This window comes from Massilia psychrophila, assembly GCF_002760665.1.
Classification (GTDB): Bacteria; Pseudomonadota; Gammaproteobacteria; order Burkholderiales; family Burkholderiaceae_D; genus JAFCUW01.
Map to the genome: position 1 here is coordinate 1 of NZ_PDOB01000040.1, position 21,929 is coordinate 21,929.

Here is a 21,929-nt window from a genome sequence, read left to right on the forward strand (position 1 = left end):
CCCGGCCCGGGGCCGCCTCGTCATCGCGCTGTTACTGGCCGTCGCCAGCGTCGCCGCGCTGTGGCGCCTGGCGACGCCGCCCGGGTCCGGCGCCAGCGCTGCCGACGCCGCTGCGCCGGCAGCGGTGCCACTACCGGTTCACGGCGTGGCGCAAGAGCGGCAACCGCGCCCGCCACTGCCCGCCCAAGAGGGAAAGGCAGAGGCAGAGGCAGATGCCGATCCGACGCCCGACCTTCGCAGTTACGTTGCGCGCGGCGAGAATCCGCCCATGTCCGAGGTGATCGAACGCCTGCACCAGCGCGGCGTGTACTCCGGCCTGGGCGCCTTTTCGCCCCCCGGGACCAGCCCGCCGTTGATCGGGCTGGCGGTGCCCGAAGAATTCATTCTGCCGAAGGGCTATGTCCGCCATCACCAGGCCACCGACGATGGCCAGCGCATCGACGCCATCCTGATGTTCGCTCCCGACTTCCAGCTGTTCGACGCCAACAACGAGCCAATCGCCATGCCCGAAAACCGCGTCGTGCCGCCGCAACTGGCTCCGCCCGGGTTGCCGATCCGGCGCATCGATCTCCCCGCACCAATCGACGCGGCAAGATCCGGCCGCTGAACATGACCCTGTTTCTCCCTGCAACGGTGCGCGTCGTCGCGGCCATCCTCGCCAGTGCAGCCATGGCGGCGCTGTATGCCAGGGGCGGTGCTGCCTGGCCCCTCGGTTTCGTTTTTCTGGTGCCGTGGTTGCGCCTGCTCGACGCCAGTTGCACGCTCTCTGCAACGCTGCTGCGCGCGTATGCGATGTCGCTCGCTTTCACGCTGGCCGCCTTCGCCTGGTTCGGCATCGCCTTCGGGCTGTATGCACAGGTCGGTGCCAACATCGGCCTGGCGCTGCTGCTGCTTGCCGCGCCGCTGTTCCAGCCACAGTTCCTGGTCTTCGCCGTGGTGCGCCACGTTATCGTGCGCCGGCATGGCGCCGCCACGGGCGCGCTCGCTGGCGCGGCGGCGTGGGTGGCGACAGAATGGCTGCTGCCCAAGCTGCTGGGCGACACGCTCGGCTACGGACTCTATCCGTCCCGCCTGCTGCGCCAGGGGGCCGACGTGGGGGGCGCCGCCGGCCTGACGGTCCTGCTGCTGCTGGCCAACGAAGCGGTAGCGGCGGCGCTCGCGCGGCGCCGCCACGGCGTCAACCTCGGCCTCGGCCTGCGCGCAATGCTCCTGCCGCTGGCGCTGGCAGCGTTGGTGCCGCTGCTGCTGGCCGGCTACGGCCAGGCGGTGCTCTCTGGCGAGCCTGCGCCTGCCGGCAAGCCCTTGCGCATCGGATTGATTCAATCGAATATCGTGAACTATGAACGTCAGCGCCAGGAAAGAGGAGCGCACGCGGTGGTTCGCGAGGTGCTCGACGCCCACTTCGCGATGAGCTACGACGCCGTGGTACGGCAGCACGCGGACGCGGTGATGTGGCCCGAAACCGCTTATCCCACCACCTTCGGCCATCCAAAGAGCGAAGCGGGGGCCGCATTCGACCGCGAGATCCTTGGCATCGTCAATGCCGCCGGCGTGCCGTTCGTCTTCGGGACCTACGATCGCGACAGCGTTGGCGAATATAACGCGGCCGCGTTCGTGCTGCCCGGCACCGGCCTGCTGGGCTTTTATCGCAAGACGCGCCTGTTCCCATTCACCGAGTACGTGCCGGCCTGGCTGGACGGGCCGGCGTTGCGGCGCCATCTGCCGTGGACTGGCAACTGGCACCCTGGAAATGGCGCACGGGTGTTTCCATTGCGGCTGCGCGACGGCCGCCAGATCCCGGTGCTGCCCCTGATCTGCCTCGACGCCGTCGATCCCGGCCTGGCCATCGATGGCGCCCGGCTGGGCGCGCAGGCGATCCTGACCATGTCGAACGATGCGTGGTTCACCACCACGCCGCTGGGCGCGCAAATGCACCAGGTGGCGGCGGCATTTCGCAGCATTGAAACCCGGCTGCCGCAATTTCGCGTCACCACCAACGGCTATAGCGCGGTGATCGACGCGGCAGGCAGCGTGCTGGCCGGGACGCGCATGGGCGAACCGGCGCTGGTGCTCGCCGACGTCCCGCTGCGCCCCCCTGCGCGCACCTTGATGGTGATGTGGGGCGACTGGGTCGGGTTGGCCGCCAGCGCAAGCCTGGTAGCGCTGGCGGCATGGTCGGCCTTGCCGGCGCGGCGAGAGAAAGCGGCGCCCGCCGGCCTGGCCCTGGCCTGGCCCGTCGAAGTGGCGGTGTTGCCTCGCGCCGCCCGCATCGCGGCCGGGGTATTGCGCGCCCTTGCGGGCGGCGGCCTGCTCTGGATGTGTCTGGCCTTGCTGCGCGATGAGGCCTTGCGCACCAACACGCTGGCGCAAGTGCGCATGTTCGCCGGCGTCTTCCTTGCGCCTGAGGCCGCTTCGTGGTGCGTCATGTTCCTTTTTTCTGCAAAGGCGTCGATCGGCAATGGCACTCTGGTGCTGACACGCGGCGCACGGCGCTTTGAACTTGCGCTTGGCGACATCGCCGGGGTCCGGATATGGTCGCTGCCACTGCCCTGCCCGGGGGTGTCATTGTGGCTTGCTTCCGGCCGCCGCTGGCGCTACGACCTTGCGCTCGCCAATCCAAACGTCCTGCTTGGCCTGCTTGACGCCGTCGGCGGCCCTCCTGTGCGGCAGCGTACGCGCGCACGCGGCGTGATGCAGGCGTATGTGCAGGCAGGCTTGGGCGTCCGGCGCTCGCGGCTCGACAATCGGTTTGCCAGGAATGTGCTGCTGCCGCTCGCGCTGGCGATTCCGGCGTTCCACCTGCAGCAGCATATTGCCTACGGCGGCGCTTTTGGCGAGTACTACAGTTTTGGCCTGAAGGCTTACCTCACGGCCTTCGCGCTGTGGTGGGCCGCCTGGTCCATCGGTGTGGTACTGAGCCAGGCGTTGTTGCGAGCGGCAATCGAAGCCGCTACGCTGCTGGCAGCGCTATTGCGGCCACGACGGGCCATCGCTATCCGGCGCCAACTGCAACACGTTGGCCATGCGGCACTGTTTCTTGGTCTGCCGGCGTGGCTGCTGCTGACCGTCTATGGCGCGTAGCTACGCCATCAGGCAATGCGGTTGCCGCGTGCGGCCCGATGCGATTGAATTTGGTCGCTCGCCGATCATGCGCCGTGATCGTCGCGCTTTTTGAAATTGATGACATTGACCAGCTGGGGCCGGGGACTGATCGGCTTATCGAGCGTTTCGACAAATGCCAGCAGTTCAGGATCGATAATGAAGCTTGCCGATGATTTTACCCCGAGCATCAGGGACGGGGCACCAGGGCGCGCAACGGCGTAGCCCTGCACATAATCGACGCCGATTTCGGCCAGCGTCTGCACAGTTGCACAGTCTTCCGCCCATTCGGCGATGGTCTTCATGCCGAGGTTCATGGCAAGACTGACGATGGCTTCCACGATGGCGACGTTGGCCGGGTGCGCATTGATGTTGACGATGAAGTTGCCGTCGATTTTCAGTACGTCGGCGGGCAACTCCTTCAGGTACGAGAACGAGGTGTAGCCGGCGCCAAAATCGTCGAGTGCCACTTTGACGCCGTAACTGCGCACCCGGTCGATGAAGCGGCGTGTGTTTTCAAGGTCTTGCAACGCCACGCTTTCAGTGATCTCCAGGCACAGGCGAATGGCCACATGCTGGTTTTGCTCGAGGATGTCGAACGCATCCTCGGCGAATCGCTCATCGTTGAGTGAAGCGCCGCTCAAGTTCATGCAGACGAATTGCGTGCGTCCCAACTGGTCGTAGTTGGCCGTCATCCAGGCCAGCGTTGTCGTCATGACCCAGCGGTCGATCACGCCGATCTGTCCGCTGCTTTCAGCGGCGCCGATGATCCGCCCGGCAGGTATCACGCTGCCATCGTGGTCGCGCATACGCAGCAGCACCTCGAAATTGAGCGACTCCGACGGCGCCTTGAGCGACATGATGGGCTGCATTTCAATGAACAGGCAGTCGACGACGCTGCCGCTCGCCAGCCGTTCGACCAGGTCCAGCTCCGCTTCGCGCTCGATGAACGCTGCGGCGTGTTTTTCGTACACCACCAAACCGCCGTTAAAGCTGGTTTTGGCTTCGCGGCAGGCCCAGTCGGCGCTCGACAAGGAGTCCTTGAGCAACGATTGCGAAGCCACTTCGATCAGGCCGACGGAAACGCGCACGTGGAATGCCTTGTCGCCGATAAGGTAAGGCATTTCGCTGATGCTGCTGATAATGCTTCGGCAGGTCTGGGCCGCCTGCTCCATGGTGGCACCGAGCATGACGATGACAAATTCGTCACCGCCGACCCGGCCGATGCAATGCTTCGCGGTGAGCATGCCGGACATGCGCGCGCACACTTGCTTCAACACCTCGTCGCCGACGCCGTGGCCATACAGGTCGTTGATGAGTTTGAAGCGGTCGAGATCGAGGTACGCAAGCGCCAGCGGCCTGGCGAATTTAACCTCCTTCAACTCGCGCAGCGCGCCATCATAAAATTTTTCAAGGCCGCGCCGGTTGCACACCTTGGTCAGCGGATCGTTATCGGCCATGAAACGCAGGTCCTCGATGGCCTTCGACTTCTCGGTGATGTCCTGGAGCGACCCTTCGATCTTGCCGCGCGCAAGTGTAGCCCGGATCAGGAAGCGCTTGCCGCTTTCGGTCCCGGGCGTTGTGTGACCGTTGATTTCAAGCTCGCTATCGGATTGCGTCTGCACCATGGTGTGCAACTGTTGCCAGGCGGCCTCGTCAAAATACCCGCTCCAGGACGTCGACGGCGCCCGCCCGGGCCCGCCCATCATGGCAAGCAAGGCCGGATTTTTACTCAGAAAATTGCCATCGAGGTCGAGCGTGAACAGGCCAATCGGCATCGCTTCATACGTGTGTTCCAGTTCAGCCTGCGCATCGACTTTTTGCCTGTGTTCCTGCCGCATTTGCTCGGCAATGGCGAGCGCCGCCAGCAAACTCGACGACAGCGCTGCGGTGACGCTGTTGACCGAGCCAATCAGGCTGGTGAAGCCGAAAGCGGCGGCAATCACTTCGGACATGCTGGCAAACAGGGTGATGCAAATCGAAGCGCCGTACCAGATCGCCACCGGCGAGCGCGTCACTAACAGGATACGGACGAGGAAAAACAGAAATGCGCCAATGTTGAGGCCAGCGGCTACCCAGATGATCGGCAGAAAGGTTTTATACGGGATGATGATCGACATCACCAACAAAGGCACACAAGTCCATTGAAAAAATCTTAGAAATACGGCATAGCCGACTTTTGCGATGTCATCTTTCAACAAGGTGCGAAACACGGTGAGCGTCAAGACATAATAGGCCGCCAGCGTCAGCGGCCGGGCGTAACCGATCCACGCAGGCGGCAGCGCCATCCCCAGCCACTGGAGGTCCCATCCGGCCGATAGCCCGGCCACCCGCAGATTCACGACCAGCCATGTTGCAAAAATGACGTACATACTGTTGCGATTGATCACTGCCGTTACCAGCATGAAGATCGCCAGCACTAGCAGTCCCCCGTCCAGCAAGCCGGCGTTGCGGTGGTACTCCTCTGCTGCGATGCGCAGCTGTGCCGCCGGCCACTCGAACGCAGTCAGGCGTGCAGGTCCAACAAAATTGGCGCGGCACAGCACCTGGCGAGGGAACGCGGCCGCTTCCAGCGTCAGCGCAAACCCCGCCTTGATGACGCCAACGTCGCCGACAGCACGTTGGCGGTCGGCATTGCCGAGCGGCACCAGGGTCTGTGCATTCCAGCAAGCGGTATCGATTGCGTGCCTGGACGGAAACTCGGCCATGATCGGCCCGTTGTTCTCTGTGGCGCCAATGCCGAACTGGAACCAGAACGGCTTTTCGGAACGGTGGGTTTCATGGCGCTGTATTGCCGGGCGACCAGCGAGCAGTTGCTGCGCCTGGGCCGGCGTCAATGCCTGGTCCGGCTCTTCGACGACGCGCAATGCCAGGGGCTTGGCGGGGGAATAGGGGAAAAAACTCTGCCATGTCGAGAACGCAATCACGGTCACCACCGCAATCAAGGCAGGCATGCCGTAAGCCGCAAACGCGTGCAACACCCGGTCGAGATACAGGCCTAGATATTTTGACATGCTATTATTTCATCCTCACGGAAACTGTCCTCGCCACACATGGACCGCATCCGAAACTGCGCTCAAGCACACCGCGGGGTCTTGACCCCAAGGCGTTCGCCGCATCCAACCCAATCACGACCTAACTCGCACTGGTGCGGCGTTCTTCGATTATTAATGCAGGCGAATCTTACTCCGGTTTCATCAATTCTATGGGGGAAATTAGTCTTTTTGGAGGCTGCCGACAGGTACATGAGCGATTCCTGGCGATTTGTTGCAATGGAACCACCTGCAGCATTGGTCCCTCAGGCGTGGGCGAAACGCGCCATCGGCCTCTGTGAGTCGCCGCCGTTAACTGCATGGGGTTGAGACGGCCTGGATGCGCGCCTTGGCAACATGCCGTTCACCCGTAAATCAATATCCGGATGGATAGTATTTATAATGAAATCATACATTGGATGCTTGGCCTTTATCCAACGCTCTTGCGCTGTTGCGATTTCGAATTTCATCACGCGGTGCGGCATGTTATCCACATGATGCACCGGAACGTAGCCCATGCCCGGATAGACATCATCGAACAGTAGCCGGTCATACTGGCGGTCCACGGGCGAGCGCGCCGTAATGACCATCCAATCGATACTATCTAGCTGACAATATTGAAAATAAGCCTTGAACAACATCGACTTTACCAGCCGCCCCATTTTTTCTTGTGTCACGCCAAGGCGTGCCGCTTCAGCCAGGCGCTGCGTGGCGAGCCATTTTGGCAGCGCCAGTGAATCTTCCAGCTCGAGCGGCTTGAAGCAATTGGTCTGGATACGCATGGTGCCAAGCGGTGAACCGTCCAGCTTCGAGGATGCCAGCAAGACAATAACGCCGTCGTCGGAGTCCAGCGACTCAGCGACCTGCAAGGTTTCGGCAAAGCCTGGAACGTGGCGCGCATATGCCCCATGACGAATGGCGACGGCCTGCGTTAGCTCGGTCGAACTTTGCGCAATACTGATGGTGAAGGGCAAGTGCTCAACCATTTTTTTCGTTTGCACGCGCGCCAACTCAGGCATGGTCCTTTTCGCCATCGGGATGGGTTGGACAGTTGAAACGAAGTGCTGCTGGTTCATTGTGTTACTCCTCGGAAATACTTAATTAACGTTGCATCACTGCATCGGCAGATGAGCGTTGATTGCGTTTAACTAATATACCGACCGCTTGTTTGGTTTATATCCAAGAGGAGAGGCGAATAAATGCCTTTAATCTTTTAAGTAGCTTGAAAATTAAGATGGGGAGTGGCAGCGAAGAGGAAAAAGCCACCCGAGGGTGGCTTTTTTATTTGTTTCTGGCGAAGACGGTGAGATTTGCCTGCGCCTCGCACGCCGCCCGAGCGCGAGCACGCGCGTCGTCTTCGAATTCACGGCGGCGCCTGGCCACGTGCGGCACGCAGGTGGCTCACTCGTCCCCTGGGAGAGGACGAAAACCAAGACCACAGAAGTACAAATTTCCTATATGTCAACTAGATAGGACTTTCATGGCTCAGCGAAGTCCAAAGCGATTACAAAAAAGATCGCGTTCATCGCCGACCGATCCGGTGCGCGTGGGTTATGACCGCCTTTGATATGGGGTGACGGCCGCCCCGTCCACTTTCTTTTGCTAAATTTTGACCTGAAATTGCGGCCGCAACCCACAAACTTATTTTACTCAGGGGTAAATTTTCCGTACGGAAGTCAGATTCGTTCGATCACGATAGCAATACCCTGCCCCACCCCAATACACATGGTACACAAGGCATAGCGGCTGCCGCTGCGGTGCAACTGGTACATCGCGGTAGTGACCAGCCGCGCGCCGCTCATGCCGAGCGGGTGGCCGAGCGCGATCGCGCCGCCGTTAGGATTGACGCGCGCATCGTCGTCGCGCAGGCCGAGCTGGCGCATCACCGCCAGCCCTTGCGAGGCGAATGCTTCGTTCAGTTCAATCACGTCCATCTGGTCGAGCGTCATGCCCAGCTGCGCGAGCAGCTTTTGCGCGGCCGGCGCCGGGCCGATGCCCATCACCCGCGGCGCCACGCCGGCCGTCGCCATGCCGACGATGCGCGCCTTCGGCGTCAAGCCATGGCGCTCGGCCGCAGCCGCGCTGGCCAAGAGCAAGGCACAGGCGCCGTCGTTGACGCCCGACGCATTTGCCGCCGTGACGCTGCCGTCCGGCCGTACCACACCTTGCAGCTTGGCCAGCGCCTCGAGGCTTGAAAAGCGCAGGTGCTCGTCATGTTCGAATCTCACCGGATCGCCCTTTTTTTGCGCCAGCAGCACCGCCACAATTTCCTGTGCCAAAATGCCGTCTTTTTGGGCCCGCGCTGCCTTGACCTGGCTGTTGAAGGCGAACAGGTCCTGATCGGCGCGGCTGATAGCGTAATCAATGGCGACGTTTTCCGCCGTTGCCGGCATCGCGTCGGTGCCGTACAGCTTCTTCATCAGGAAATTCGGAAAGCGCCAGCCGATGGTGGTGTCGTAGATTGCCGCCTGGCGCGAAAATGCCGCGTCGGCCTTGCCCATGACGAAAGGGGCGCGCGTCATCGATTCGACGCCGCCGGCGATCATCAGCGAACAGTCGCCCGAGCGGATCGCGCGTGCCGCGCTGCCTACCGCATCCATGCCGGAGCCGCATAGGCGGTTGACGGTGGAGCCGGGAACGTCCTGTGGCAGGCCGGCCAGCAGCGCCGACATGCGGGCGACATTGCGGTTGTCTTCGCCGGCCTGGTTGGCGCAGCCGTAGATGACGTCATCAACGGCGCTCCAGTCGACGTTCGGATTGCGGCGCATCAGTTCGCGCAGCGGCAACGCGCCGAGGTCGTCGGCGCGGATGTCTTTCAGCGCGCCGCCGTAACGTCCGATCGGGGTGCGGATGGCGTCGCAGATAAAAGCTTGGTTCATGGTTGTTCTCATGGTATTGATTGAATCAGGGCGGCCCCTGTGTGCCTGCGGCTGGTCGAAATGCGCGACGGCGCAGTTGGCGCCGGCTGCAATGATCGGGCCGACGTTGCGAACTGGCGGGCGGTACACCAGTTGCCCGGTGGTTACCTCGGTGCGTCTTGAGCAGCGCAAAGTCGGCGGCGGTCGTAATTTCTGGGTCGCCCATTCAGGAAAGCGGCGATGCAGGCTTCAAAAGCCTGCTTTTCAATCGCAAGCCTGGCTGCCAAGGCTGCCAGGCCGTGACCGCACTAGAAATTGTGCTTCAGTCCAGCCATGATGCCGTTCTGTGTCTTGCCCACGCCAACGGTGCCGCCCGCATCGAGTGCGATGGCCGACAGGGCGCCGTTCTTCACCCGACCTACAGAACTGTAGACTGCAGTGCGCTTCGACAAAGCATAGGTAGCGCGCGCGGCGATCAGGGTCACGTCGGCGTCGACGTTTTTGGTGTCGCGATGGATCGCCTCGACATCAAGCGTGACCGCCGGCGTGACCGGATGGCTGACTCCAAGGTAGAACATGTCGGATTCGGTAGTGCCAGCGACAGCCCGGGTGCGGCGGTCGATGACGCCGCCGCCGATTTTGGTGGTGCCCAGCATTACATACCCGTTCGCCGTGATCCGCTTGTCGTCATTGTTGCTCGAGGTCAGCCCTCCGGCGGCTCCGGTATTGCCATTCAAGACATCGTACGTGACGTTGACACCGAAGGACTTCGAGTCATAGCCGAGCAAACCGGTGACTTGACGGCAAGCTTTTGCGTTGCCCGCTACTTCACCGGCGCAATTGGTCGCGCCCGGGCCGCCGGCAGCGGAAGCGTCACGGCCCACACTGTAGGTTGCGCCAATTGTCACGCCGGAAAATACGCCCAGGTAGCCGATAGCGTTATCGGAGCGCGCATTCGACAGGTAAGGATCGACGCTGCTGGTACCGAACAGATTCGGTCCGAGAACGTCCGACTTGAACCCGGATATAAAGGTCATGTTGACCTGGCGGCCCAAAGTAAGCGTGCCGAACCCGCCTTTGATGCCGACGTTGGCCTGGCGGCCGAACAGGCGCCCGCCTTGACCGATAGTGCCGGTATCGAGGTTGAGGCCGTTTTCGAGCGTGAAGAAGGCCGACAAGCCGTTGCCGAGGTCCTCAGTGCCGCGAAAGCCCAGGCGAGAAGGAAGCGAACCGGTGAGCGACGGCATCTTGAGCATCGAGCGGCCGGCCGCGTTGACGTTGGTCGTATAGGCCAAGCCGGTGTCGACCAGTCCGTAGACGGTTACCGAACTTTGCGCCATCGCGCAAGGGGCGCTGAGCATTGCCGCCAGCGTCATTGTCATGCCTATCTGCTTCTTCATATCTTGTTTCCTGATTGGTTAACTGCGATTTGTATTTATAGGTCTGCTGCACGCTGCGTCTTTTCAGCGGTAATAATTTCTTTTTATATTTTTGGGACGATGCCGTTCCTACCTCCTTATTCGGGCGGCACGGCGAGAGCGGCACCGTGCAGGTTGAACAGGCTGGTCGCCTCCAGGTCCAGCACGGTGATCGCGTCTTGATTCACCAGTTGCCATCTCCAGCGAATCACGCCAAGCCACGGCTTCGATATCGACACCTTCGCTTCCAGCACCTCGACATGGAGCGTCAGCAGGTCGTCTGGCCGCACCGGATGCGGCCACTTCACATAGGCCAGCCCGGGCGACGCATACGATTCCGATCCTTCAAGAATGGTTTCGGCGACCATGTGCATGGCGATCGAACAGGTGTGAAAACCGCTGGCGATCAAGCCGCTCCACGCGCCCGATTCGGCGCGCAGCGGATCGGTGTGAAACCACTGGTTGTCGAACTTGCGGGCGAATTCGATGATTTCTGCGGCAAGCACCCGCGTCGGACCGGCTTCGATGCGGCGCCCCTGCTGCAGTTCGGCAAATTTCATGGCTGGGAAGTGCCAAACTGCGGCGCCCGCTTTTCCTTGAGAGCAGCCAATCCTTCACGCGCGTCAGCTTCAGCGAAGCCCATGAATTCGGCGTTAAGGGACGCTTCAAATGCCGGCCACGCCGCTTGCAGCCAGAGATTCAGCGAGCGCTTGGTGTGGGCCAGCGCGGCCGGGCTGCCGTTTGCTAACCGCTTGGCGATGGCCAGCGCTTCGCCGCTCACCTGCGCGGCGTCGAGGGCGACGCTCACCAGGCCGATGCGTTCGGCTTCCTCGCCGCTGACCGTCTCGCACAACAGCAAGTAGTACTTCACTTTCGCCATGCCGCACAACAGCGGCCAGATCAGCGCTGCATGGTCGCCCGCGGCCACGCCCAGTTTGGTGTGGCCGTCGATCAGTTTGGCGCCGCGCGCGACGATGGAGATATCGGCCAGCAATGCCACCGCGAGCCCGGCCCCCACCGCTGCGCCATTGATGGCGGCAACGATCGGCTTGCCGCAATCGACCATGCCGCGTACCAGCTCGCGCGCTTCGGCCATGACGCGTGCGCGCACTTGCTGGCTGCCAAGCATGGTCTCCACCATGGCCATGTCGCCGCCTGCGCAAAAGCCTTTGCCTGCGCTTTCGACCAGGATGACCTTGACCTTGGGGTGCTCGTCGAGTCGGCGCCAGATGCCGGCCAGCGCGCGGTGGCCGTCCAGGTCCAGCACCGGCATGCCGCCGGCTGGTTGAAAAATCAGGTGGGCAACGCCGTCGGCATCGATATCGACCCGAAACGCGCTCGTTTCAACGCTTACTTTTTCCATAATCCCTCGTTGTTCAATCATGCCCTGCTCTTCTCAATCCAGTAGCGCTGGCGCAGCAAAGGGCTGACCCGATAACGCTCGCCGCGATATGCGCCATCCAGGTGGTCCAACACGGCCACCGTCGCGTCGACGCCGGCCTGCTCGAGCCACTCGAACGGCCCGCTTGGATAGTTGGTGCCGAGCCGCATCGCCTGATCGGCGCCGGCTTCGTCGCAGACGCCTTGCCAGACGGTATCCGCCGCTTCGTTGATCAGCATCGCCACCGTCCGGGCAACCAGCAGGCCGGCGATATCGCGCAGGATGCGCGGCTGCCAGCCGCACGCCGCCAATGCGCCGCAGGCGCTGCGCCGGGCCGGGGCACTTGCGTTCGGGCCAAAGGCGATGGCCAGCGCGCCCGGCGCCGTTCCGAGCGGCCAGTCGATCACCGCCGTCTCGACATAGCCTGACTGCGCAGCCATTTGCGCCGCGCTGCGCCCGTCCGTGATGTGCAGTCGCACGCCGCCGACCATCAACCCTTGCCAGTCGCTGGCGGAACACCGTTCGAACGCGACGCCGCGCTGTGCGAGCAGTTGGGCAAGCCTGGCCGCGAGCGCACCGGCGCCATGCACCGCGAGCGACGCCGGCTTCAACGGTTCCACGGCCGCGCTGACAGCGGCGCTGCCCTCAAAAAAACCCTTGCCGGATTTGCGGCCCAGGCGCCCGCCATCGACCAGCGCTTTCTGCACCGGAGAAGGCTGGAAGCGGCGGTCGCCATAAGTCGCGTGAAAGACTGACAACGTGACCGCATAATTGATGTCATGACCGATCAGGTCCATCAGTTCGCACGGCCCCATCCGGAATCCCGCCCCGCGCGCGCATTCGTCCAGCTCGGCCGGCGTAGCGGCCTGCTCGAGCAGAAGCTGTAACGTCTCGGCATAGAACGGCCGCGCGATGCGGTTGACGATGAATCCGGGCGTGGACCTGGCGTGGACCGGCGTCTTGCCCCAGCTCTGGGCCAGCGCGAAAATGTCGGCGGCAACACCGCTCGTCGTTTCCGCGCCCGACACCACTTCCACTAGCTTCATTTGCGGAACCGGGTTAAAGAAATGCATCCCGATGACCCGCTCCGGATTGCGCATCCCCTGGGCGATCGCGGTAACAGAGATGGTCGACGTATTGGACGCGAGGACCGCGTCCGCGGCCACATGGTTTTCCAGTTCGCGCAGCAAGCCCTGTTTTGCGGCCAAGTCTTCGACGATCACCTCGATGACGAGCGACGCTTCCGACAAATCATGCAGTGCCTCGACGGCGGCGATACGACTCAGCAGCTGGTGGCACGTGAGTGCGTCCATCTTGCCCTTGTCGACCAGCCTCGACAACGCGATGGCGATCTGCGCGTGCGCCGCCGCCGCCGCACCGGGCCGCACGTCGAACAGGCGAACCGGATGGCCGGCCGCCGCGGCAACCTGCGCAATGCCGGCGCCCATGGTGCCGGCCCCTACCACTCCAACGACGACCCCGACCAGCCGCCCGGGCGCGAGGCGGCTCATGCCTGCACCCATGCGGCGGGCCGCTTGCCAAGGAAGGCGGCAAAGCCTTCGCGCGCCTCGCCGGTACAGCGCACCCGCGCGATCGTGCCGGCGCTGCGTTCGCGCACCGCTTCATCGATCGGACCCACATGAAGCTGACCGAACCACTGCTTGACCTCGGCCAGCGCCTGCGGGCCATTGGCCAGCAGCGACGTTATGATACGGTCCACGGTGGCGTCAAGCTGGCCGGCTTCGGCCAGTTCGTGCACCAGACCGATTTCTACCGCCCGTGCGGCGTCGATCAGTTCCGCCGTCAACGCCAGCCGCAATGCGTGACGCTTGCCGACCGCATTGACCAGGTAAGGCCCAATCACCGAAGGCAGGATGCCGAACTTCGCTTCGCTGACCGCGAACTTCGCCCGCGTCGAGGCGATGACGATATCGCAGGCGCAGCACAGGCCGACGCCGCCGCCGAACGCCGCGCCATCGACCCGTGCGATCACCGGCTTGGGACAGGCCTGCAGCACGTGCATCATGCCGGCGAAGCGGCGCGCGTCTTCCAGGTTGGCCTGCTCGCTATTGGCACTGGCGCGCTCCATCCAGCGCAGGTCGGCGCCGGCGCTGAACGCCTTGCCGGCCGCGGCGAGGACGATGATGCGTGTCGATGGCGCCGCGCCGGCCTGCTCGAAGACTTCGGTCAGCTCGGCGATCATGGTTTCGTCGAACGCGTTCATTACGTCGGGGCGATTGAGGGTAACTCGTGTCACGCCGCGCCCGTCGGTGTCGACCGCCAGGGTTTGATAGGTTGTCGTAATCATGGGATCTTGTTCATTATCATTTATTAATTACCAAGTCAGTAAGTCTCGACGTGGAAACGGCCTTCCTGGACCATGCGGGCGTGCAGCGCGGGCCAGTCGATGCCGGCGTTGCGGCAGCTTTCGCCGAGCGCTTCCATCACGCCGGTTTCCATGCCCTTCAGGCCGCAGAGATAGATGTAGGTGTCGCCTTGCAGCACGCCGGTGACCGCCGCGCCGGCGGCGCGGATCTTGTCCTGCACGTAGGTGCGCGGCTGGCCTTCGACCCGCGAAAACGCCAGGTGAATGTCGATGAACGCCGCGGGCAGCTTGAGCAGCGGCCCGAAATACGGCAGTTCCTCCGGCCGGCGGGCGCCGAAGAACAGCATCAGCTTGCCGTCCACGGCCTGCCCCTTTGCGGCCAGACGGCGCCGATGCTCGGTCATCGCGCGCATCGGCGCCGAGCCGGTGCCGGTGCAAATCATGATAATGTTGGAGCCGGGCTGGTTGGGCATCAGGAAGTTGTTACCGAACGGACCGGTGACTTGTACCTGGGCACCTTTCGGCAGGTCGCACAGGTAGTTTGACGCCACGCCGAACGACGGTGCGCTCGAATGGTCCATCACCACCCGTTTGACGGTCAACGCCAAGTTGTTGTAGCCGTCGCGCTCACCTTCGCGCGAACTGGCGACGGAATACATGCGCAAGTAGTGCGGCTTGCCGTTGGCGTCGACGCCGGGCGGGATGATGCCGATCGACTGTCCCTCGAGCAGCGGGAAAAAATGGGTTCCGAAATCGAGCACGATGTGGTGGATGTCGCTCTCGGTCTCCTGCGCAGTCAGCCGGTAATTGCCGGCAACAGTGGCCAGCACCGGAGTCTTGATCGAATACAGGTTCAGGTAAGGGTGCGCGGCCGACCATGGTGCCCGGGTCGACGATGACGCCACCGCGCCGTTGAGCTGGTAACCGGCCGGCGTCAGCGGTGCCGCTGCCTCGTCGCGGTCTCCCCCCTGCGGCTCGGGCAGGTCTTGCTGCGCCGGCAGTTCGTCCCACGTCAGCTGTTCGGCGGTCGTGTACGCATTGCTCGCCTCGACCGTGCGCCAGTGATCGATCGAACCTGTCGGACAAGGCGAAATACAGGCGTTGCACGCGTTGCAGATCGAAGCATCGACCACGTAATTGCGGTCGTCGTGGGTAATTGCGTCGATCGGGCAGATTTCTTCGCAGGTATTGCAGCGAATGCAGACCTCGGGATCGATCAGGTGTTGCCGTATCAGGACGAGGGGGTGCGCAGCGTTCATGTCAAAACCATTCCAAGTTGCGTGCATTCCGATGGCTGGCTGGCCGGAAGTTGTCTGGCCAGCCAGTGGCGCGACTTAATTAAAGCGAACGTATTCGAAGTCAGGGGCCTGGCGATTGATGCCCACCGGCGGCGGTGCGATCCAGCCGGCCATCTTGCCTGGCTCGGTGACCCGCCCCATCAGCGACGCAACATAGGCCCGGTCTTCCTCGGTCGGCAGCCAGTTGCGCGAGTTAGAGGCCCATTCGGCTTCCGACAACACCCGTCCGTCCGGCGAAATCTTGAAGTCGGAAAAGCTGCCGATATGGCGGTTGAAGGCTTTATGCGGGGTGCTCAGGCGGAACGCCAGGCCGGCTTTTTCGATCACCTTGTTCCAGCGCGCCACACCGGCCACCGAATCGCGGATGTAGTCGTCGCGCAGCACTTCGTTGAGCGAATTGAGCATCGGCATTTCGCGTTCGACCAGCTTGTCGCCCGACACTTCCAGGATGCGGTATTGCTGGTTCTTGAGGAGGTGGTCGTCGTCGCGCTTCATCTCTTCGTAACGGCCCTTGAGGCCGGCGGTGTAGAACGCCGCCGCATTCGACGACTGGTCTGCTCCAAACAGGTCGATCGTCACGCTGAAGTGGAAGTTCAGGTAGCGCTGGATGGTCGGCAGGTCAATCACGCCCTTGCTGCGCACCTGTTCCGGGTCCTCGATGCCGAACTCCCGCATCACCGCGCAAGTGCGGTTGATGACGCGCGAAATGCCAGATTCGCCGACGAACATGTGGTGCGCCTCTTCGGTCAGCATGAAACGGCAGGTGCGCGCCAGCGGATCGAAGCCCGATTCGGCCAGCGCATTGAGCTGGAATTTGCCGTCGCGGTCGGTGAAGTAGGTGAACATGTAGAACGCCAGCCAATCCGGCGTCTCTTCGTTGAACGCTTCGAGAATGCGCGGCTTGTCCTGGTCGCCGGAGTTACGTTGCAACAAGGCTTCTGCTTCCTCGCGCCCATCGCGGCCAAAATATTTGTGCAGCAGGTACACCATCGCCCACAGGTGGCGGCCCTCTTCCACGTTAATCTGGAACAGGTTGCGCAGGTCATAGTTGGATGGCGCGGTCAGGCCCAGGTGGCGCTGCTGCTCGACCGATGCCGGCTCGGTGTCGCCTTGCGTGACGATCATGCGGCGCAAGTTGGCGCGGTGCTCGCCCGGCACTTCCTGCCAGGCATCGCTGCCTTTGCTTTCGCCGAAATTGACCTTGCGGCCCTGCTCCTGCTGCGCCAGGAAAATGCCCCAGCGGTAGTCCGGCATCTTGACGTGGCCAAAGTTGGCCCAACCTTCCGGCGTGACGTTGATGGCGGTGCGCAGGTAGACGTCGTGGTTGCTGGACTGGTCCGGGCCCATGTCGCGCCACCAATTCAGGTAATTCGGCTGCCATTGTTCGAGCGCCCGCTGCAGCGTCTTGTCCTCGGACAGGTTGACGTTGTTGGGGATGATGTCGCTGTAATTGATTGAGCTCATGATGAATTCCTTTGAATGAGGGAGTGCGCTTACACGCGGTTCATGTCGAATTTGGCCTTGTTGCCGCTGCCGTAGACTTTCAGCGCACCGAGTTCGCCGACGGCGTTGGGACGAATGAAAATCCAGTTCTGCCATGCGGTGAGGCGGCCGAAGATACGGGTGTCCATGTTTTCCTTGCCATTGAAACGTAGGTTCGCTTCCAGCCCGGTCAGGGCGTCCGGCGACATGCTGGCGCGCTCCTCCAGCGCCAGGCGGGTCTCGTCGGCCCAATCCAGGTCGTCCGGATCGGCGGTAATGAGTCCGAGCGCCAGCGCCATCGCGGCATCCTGCGGCTGGCCGATGGTGGCGTGCACCGCGCCGACCTGGGCCTCGTCTTCATAAAAACGGCGCGCGATGCGCGATTGCCCGGTCACCATCGGCAGCGCGCCGAAGTTGAGCGGCGACAGCGTGATTTTCGGCGCCCGTTCCGGAGCGCCAGGCAGGGCCAGCATATAGATGCGGTCCGCGCTGAGGGATATTTCGAACAGCGAACCGGCCGCGCACGAATCTTCGTCGACCAGGGCGAACAGCGAGCGCGACGATACATCGAGGCGGGCCAGCGTGCGGCGCAGCAGGCCGATGGTTTCGCGCACCAGCCAGTGCGACTTGTGGGCGTCGAGCGTGGCGTCGGACGCCAGCACCGCGGCGGCGTCGCCGCGCGTCTTGAGAATCCAGGTGCCGATGTCGAGTTCATTGGTGCGCATGTGCAGGATGGCGTCGTCGAGTTCACGCGCCATCTGCAGCGGCCACCACTTCACGCCAGCTGCCTCGATGCCGGCGATGTCAAGCGGCTGCGCCGTTGATGGTGCACGCACCGTCAGCGTGGCATTGCGGTTGCCGCGGTCGATAGCGACGCTGACGAATTCATAGTCGAGCGTGTCGGCACCCTGCTCCTTGGTCAATGGCGTCAGCCGCACGCCCTTGCCGTCGGCCGGGCGGTCGCTCGTGGCGGCCAGCGCCAGCGCGCGCGCGCGCACCACCTGCTGGAACTGGGCCGGCTTGGCCACCTCATCGACCAGGCGCCAGTCCTTAGCTTTCTGGCCGCGCACACCTTCCGAAGTGGTGCAGAAGATATCGGCCAGGTCGTGGCGCACCTTGCGTTTGTCGGTCAGCCGGGTCAATCCGCCAGTGCCCGGCAGCACGCCCAGCAGCGGCACCTCCGGCAGGCTGACCGATGAGGAGCGGTCGTCGACCAGGATGATTTCGTCGCAGGCCGCGGCCAGCTCGTAGCCGCCGCCGGCGCAGGCGCCGTTGACGGCGGCGATGAATTTGAGCCCGGAGTGGCGGCTCGAGTCTTCCAGGCCGTTGCGCGTTTCGTTGGTAAATTTGCAGAAATTGACTTTCCACGCGTGGGTCGATTTGCCCAGCATAAAAATATTAGCGCCGGAGCAGAAGATGCGGTCGCGGCTGCTGGCCATGACCACCGTACGCACTTCAGGGTGCTCGAAGCGGATCCGCTGCACCGCATCGTGCAGCTCAATATCCACGCCCAGGTCGTACGAGTTCAGCTTGAGCTTGTAGCCCGCCTTGATGCCGGCGTCCTCGTCGACGCTCATTGTCAAGGTCGCAATCTCGCCCTCGCAGGCAAGAGTCCAGTGCTTGTACCGCTCGGGAGCGGTCTCGTAATTGATGTGCAGGGTTTTCATGGCGCTCTTTCTGGTGGGTCAATACGTCCGGCGTACACGCAATATGCTGCATCTCTGACGCGAGTGATGAACTATATTGCAGTCAAATTAAAACGTCAAGAAAAAAAATGCACAAACGTGCAGGCGACCCTGGGGCGAACCAACCGGGCATAGAAGGGGGGGCAACAAGCGGGAAAAGCGGGAGAGAGGAAGGGCGCAGCGAACGACGCCGCCGCGCGCGGGTAATGTTAGAAGAACGTCTTGTCCTGCTTGAGGACGCGAACGTGCAGACTGTCGAGCAGGCCGACGAAGCTCGCCTCCTGAGTCATTTCACTGGTATCGAAGGCCTGGTCAGCTTTCGAGTAGAACTGGGCCCGGCTCTCGAGAATCTGCTTGAGGTCTTCCATCGCCTCTTTGTTCCCCGACATCGGCCGGGTATCGCCCTGGGCCACGACTCGCCCCATATGCTCTTCAGGAGATGCCTGCAACCATACTGTATAGCAATGCGACAGCAACAGGTTGAACGTGGCCGGATCGGACACCACCCCGCCCGGCGTGGCGATCACCGCACGCGGGAAATTACGCACGGTCTCTTCCAGCGCCCGGCGCTCATAGCGGCGGTAGGCATTCGGGCCATACAACGCATGGATCTCGGCGATGCTGCAGCCGGCCAGCGCCTCGATCTGGCGGCTCAATTCGATGAACGGCACCATCCAGTGATCGGCCAGCATCTGGCCGAGCGACGACTTGCCGGCGCCGCGCAGCCCGATCAGCGCCACCCGCTGGCGCCGCGCCGAATCGCTGGTCGGGGTATCGAACATGCCGGCCAGCGCCGTGCGGGCCTTGGCCAATTCTTCGTCGGGGCGGCCGCGCAGGATTTCGCGGATCATCAGCCATTCGGGCGACGACGCGGTTTCGTCGCCGATCATTTCGGCCAGCGTGCAGTTGAGCACCTGGGCCAGCTGGCGCAGGAACTGGATCGACGCATTGCCAACCCCGGACTCGACGTTGGCAACATGGCGCTCGGACACGTTGGCCAGCTGCGCCAGCGCCTTGCGCGTCAACCCGCGCCGGCCGCGCAGACTCTTGAGCCGCTCGCCCAATGAAATGAGGAAAGGGTCTTTCTCTTGCTCAGCTAAATCTGCCATATTTTAAACTCTATCAATGCCAATGAAATATATTATGGATCAGCTTGTTGACATACGCAAGATATTGCATCTATACTTTAATCAAGATGCATTATAAATAAGCGTCGTGGAGTATTCTACCCTGTTGCCGCCGCCCCAAACCCAGCCTGGAGAACTTAAATGGATGTCAATGCATTTCAAACCCTGGTCGCTCGCATCACCGGCGAGATCGCCGGTGCGCCGCTCGATTCGTCGCTTGAAGCACACTTGAACGCGGAACACGGCCCCGGCAGCGATACCTACGAGGCACTCGCTGCCGCCTGCCAGCTGGGCGCAAAGGAAGGATGGTTGTGCAATCGGGAAGGCGGCGGCATCCGCTACGGGCGTGCGCTGAAGGCAAGCGATGCGACCCATGGCTTCAGCGTCGACGTTGTCGACATGGAAGACATCGCCGGACCGCACCATGCCCATCCGAACGGCGAGATCGACCTGATCATGCCATTGACGCCTGGCGCCAGGTTTGACAACTATCCCGCCGGCTGGTGCGTCTACGCGCCGGGCAGCGCACACCGCCCCACCGTCGCCGAAGGCCGCGCGCTGGTGCTCTATTTGCTGCCGAACGGCGCCATCGACTTCGCGGCGGTGGCAGCATGACCCCCTATCTGCAAAATTACCTCGGCGGCGCATGGCAAAGCGAAGCTTCCACCGCCGTCACCCTCCTCGATCCGGTCACCGCTGCCGCGCTGGCGAGAGTTGGCGGGCCGGCCGACGGCCTCGTTACAGGCTTCGACTTCGCACGCACGCAGGGCGCCCCTGCATTACAGGCAATGAGCTACGGCGAGCGCGCCGCCATGCTGGGCGAACTGGTCAAAGTGCTGCAAGCAAACCGTGAAGCGTATTACGAGATTTCGTGCGCTAACTCCGGCACCACCAAGGCCGATTCGGCAGTTGACATCGAGGGCGCCTGCTTCACCCTTGGTTACTACGCAAAGATCGGCGCCTCGCTCGACAGCGCCGGCTTGCTGCTCGACGGGACGCCCGCGATCCTGTCCAAGGACCAGCTGTTCCAGTCGCAGCACGTGCTGGCGCCGGTGCGCGGGCTGGCGCTGTTCATCAACGCCTTCAATTTTCCAGCCTGGGGATTCTGGGAAAAGGCCGCTCCGGCCCTGCTGTCGGGCGTACCCGTCGTGATCAAGCCGGCGACAGTCACCGCATGGCTGACCCACCGGATGGTGGCCGATGTCGTCGCCTCCGGCTTGCTGCCGCCGGGCGCGCTGTCGATCGTCTGCGGCAGCTCGGCCGGCCTGCTCGACGCGCTCGGGCCCTTCGACGTGCTGTCGTTCACCGGTTCGGCCGACACCGCGGCGCTGGTGCGCTCGCACCGCGCCGTGGCGCGCAATTCGGTGCGCGTCAACATCGAAGCCGACAGCCTGAACTGCTCGATCCTCGGCCCCGACGCCGTTCCGGGCAGCGCCGAATTCGACCTGTATGTCAATGAACTGGTGCGCGAGATGACCACCAAGAGCGGCCAGCGCTGCACCGCCGTGCGCCGCGCCCTGGTGCCGCAGGCCTGCTACGACGCGGTGGCCGAGGCGGTCGGCGCCAAGCTGGCCCAGGTCGTGGTGGGCAATCCGCGCAATCTTGACGTGCGCATGGGCGCGCTGGTAAGCCGCGAGCAGTTCGAGTCGGTCCAATCGGGCCTCGACACCTTGCGCGGCGAAGCCGAAGTGCTGCATTCGGGCTCGGCGCGCGAACTGGTCGACGCCGATCCGGCGGTGGCGCGCTGCGTCGCGCCGACCCTGCTGGGCGTGCGCGACGGCGAACAGGCCAAGCTGGTCAATGAACACGAAGTCTTTGGCCCTGTTGCCACCCTGCTCGGCTACCGCGACGGCCAGCATGCGCTGGCGCTGGCCCATCGCGGCCACGGCTCACTGGTGGCGTCGGTTTTCAGCGGCGACCACGCCTGGCTGGCGCAAGCAGCGGGAGAACTGGCCGGATCGCACGGACGGGTACACCTGGTCAGCGCCGACGTTGCCAAGACCCAGACCGGCCATGGCAATGTGATGCCGGCATCGGTGCATGGCGGGCCTGGCCGCGCGGGCGGTGGCGAGGAGCTGGGCGGCTTGCGCGCACTGAGCTTCTATCACCGGCGTACGGCGATCCAGGCTTCCGCTGCGACCTTGCAGCACCTGCCGCAGAACGCCATCCGCTGGAATAGCTAGCGCTGGAAAATAGCCGCAATACAAGCGCCACAAGGAGACA

16 protein-coding genes are annotated in these 21,929 nt (G+C 62.9%); 4 read left to right on the top strand and 12 right to left on the bottom strand.

Features of this window, described 5'->3' with window-relative positions; genetic code table 11:
• Together CR103_RS18730 and lnt are read left to right on the top strand one after the other, a co-directional pair.
• Positions 1-607, top strand: a 607-nt coding sequence (locus CR103_RS18730; protein ID WP_370659464.1) for a hypothetical protein, incomplete at its 5' end; no start/stop codon positions are given.
• A gap of 2 nt (positions 608-609) precedes the next feature.
• Positions 610-3,081: an apolipoprotein N-acyltransferase gene (gene lnt, locus CR103_RS18735; protein WP_099917454.1), complete on the top strand. Its 2,472-nt coding sequence runs from the start codon at positions 610-612 to the stop codon at positions 3,079-3,081.
• 65 nt (positions 3,082-3,146) lie between these two features.
• Here lnt and CR103_RS18740 read toward each other — a convergent pair whose 3' ends face one another.
• The 12 genes from CR103_RS18740 to CR103_RS18795 all read right to left on the bottom strand — a co-directional run bounded on the left by CR103_RS18740 (position 3,147) and on the right by CR103_RS18795 (position 19,688).
• Positions 3,147-6,113 (bottom strand): putative bifunctional diguanylate cyclase/phosphodiesterase, encoded by a 2,967-nt coding sequence (locus CR103_RS18740; RefSeq protein ID WP_099917455.1) that lies wholly within the window; start codon positions 6,111-6,113, stop codon positions 3,147-3,149.
• A 284-nt stretch (positions 6,114-6,397) separates the two neighbouring features.
• Entirely contained in the window at positions 6,398-7,207 is an 810-nt protein-coding gene (locus CR103_RS18745; protein ID WP_099917456.1) for a hypothetical protein, read from the bottom strand.
• Between the two features lie 600 nt (positions 7,208-7,807).
• On the bottom strand, positions 7,808-9,010 hold the full coding sequence (pcaF, locus tag CR103_RS18750) for a 3-oxoadipyl-CoA thiolase (protein WP_099917477.1): 1,203 nt from the start codon (positions 9,008-9,010) through the stop codon (positions 7,808-7,810).
• Positions 9,011-9,297: 287 nt separating this feature from the next.
• Entirely contained in the window at positions 9,298-10,389 is a 1,092-nt protein-coding gene (locus CR103_RS18755) for a porin (RefSeq protein WP_099917457.1), read from the bottom strand.
• 116 nt (positions 10,390-10,505) lie between these two features.
• Positions 10,506-10,967, bottom strand: coding sequence for a MaoC family dehydratase (locus tag CR103_RS18760; RefSeq protein WP_099917458.1), 462 nt, complete (start codon positions 10,965-10,967; stop codon positions 10,506-10,508).
• The gene (locus CR103_RS18765) at positions 10,964-11,770 is read right to left on the bottom strand and encodes an enoyl-CoA hydratase/isomerase family protein (protein WP_099917459.1); all 807 of its coding nucleotides are present in this window, start codon (positions 11,768-11,770) and stop codon (positions 10,964-10,966) included. Before CR103_RS18765 ends, CR103_RS18760 begins: the two co-directional genes overlap by 4 nt.
• Positions 11,771-11,787: 17 nt before the next feature.
• A complete protein-coding gene (locus CR103_RS18770) occupies positions 11,788-13,299 on the bottom strand; it encodes a 3-hydroxyacyl-CoA dehydrogenase (RefSeq protein ID WP_099917478.1) in 1,512 nt (503 codons plus the stop codon).
• On the bottom strand, positions 13,296-14,096 hold the full coding sequence (locus CR103_RS18775) for an enoyl-CoA hydratase-related protein (RefSeq protein WP_099917460.1): 801 nt from the start codon (positions 14,094-14,096) through the stop codon (positions 13,296-13,298). Before CR103_RS18775 ends, CR103_RS18770 begins: the two co-directional genes overlap by 4 nt.
• Positions 14,097-14,131: 35 nt before the next feature.
• The gene (gene boxA, locus CR103_RS18780; protein WP_099917461.1) at positions 14,132-15,373 is read right to left on the bottom strand and encodes a benzoyl-CoA 2,3-epoxidase subunit BoxA; all 1,242 of its coding nucleotides are present in this window, start codon (positions 15,371-15,373) and stop codon (positions 14,132-14,134) included.
• 75 nt (positions 15,374-15,448) lie between these two features.
• A complete protein-coding gene (gene boxB / locus CR103_RS18785; protein ID WP_099917462.1) occupies positions 15,449-16,876 on the bottom strand; it encodes a benzoyl-CoA 2,3-epoxidase subunit BoxB in 1,428 nt (475 codons plus the stop codon).
• Positions 16,877-16,905: 29 nt separating this feature from the next.
• Positions 16,906-18,561, bottom strand: a complete 1,656-nt coding sequence (gene boxC / locus CR103_RS18790; RefSeq protein WP_099917463.1) for a 2,3-epoxybenzoyl-CoA dihydrolase — start codon at positions 18,559-18,561, stop codon at positions 16,906-16,908.
• Positions 18,562-18,788: 227 nt separating this feature from the next.
• On the bottom strand, positions 18,789-19,688 hold the full coding sequence (locus tag CR103_RS18795) for a helix-turn-helix transcriptional regulator (RefSeq protein WP_099917464.1): 900 nt from the start codon (positions 19,686-19,688) through the stop codon (positions 18,789-18,791).
• 159 nt (positions 19,689-19,847) lie between these two features.
• Between CR103_RS18795 and CR103_RS18800 the strand changes: the two genes are divergently transcribed.
• Together CR103_RS18800 and CR103_RS18805 are read left to right on the top strand one after the other, a co-directional pair.
• Positions 19,848-20,321 (top strand): DUF4863 family protein, encoded by a 474-nt coding sequence (locus CR103_RS18800; protein WP_099917465.1) that lies wholly within the window; start codon positions 19,848-19,850, stop codon positions 20,319-20,321.
• Entirely contained in the window at positions 20,318-21,889 is a 1,572-nt protein-coding gene (locus CR103_RS18805) for a 3,4-dehydroadipyl-CoA semialdehyde dehydrogenase (protein ID WP_099917466.1), read from the top strand. The genes CR103_RS18800 and CR103_RS18805 overlap by 4 nt, the downstream gene beginning before the upstream one ends.
• Positions 21,890-21,929 lie beyond the last annotated feature (40 nt).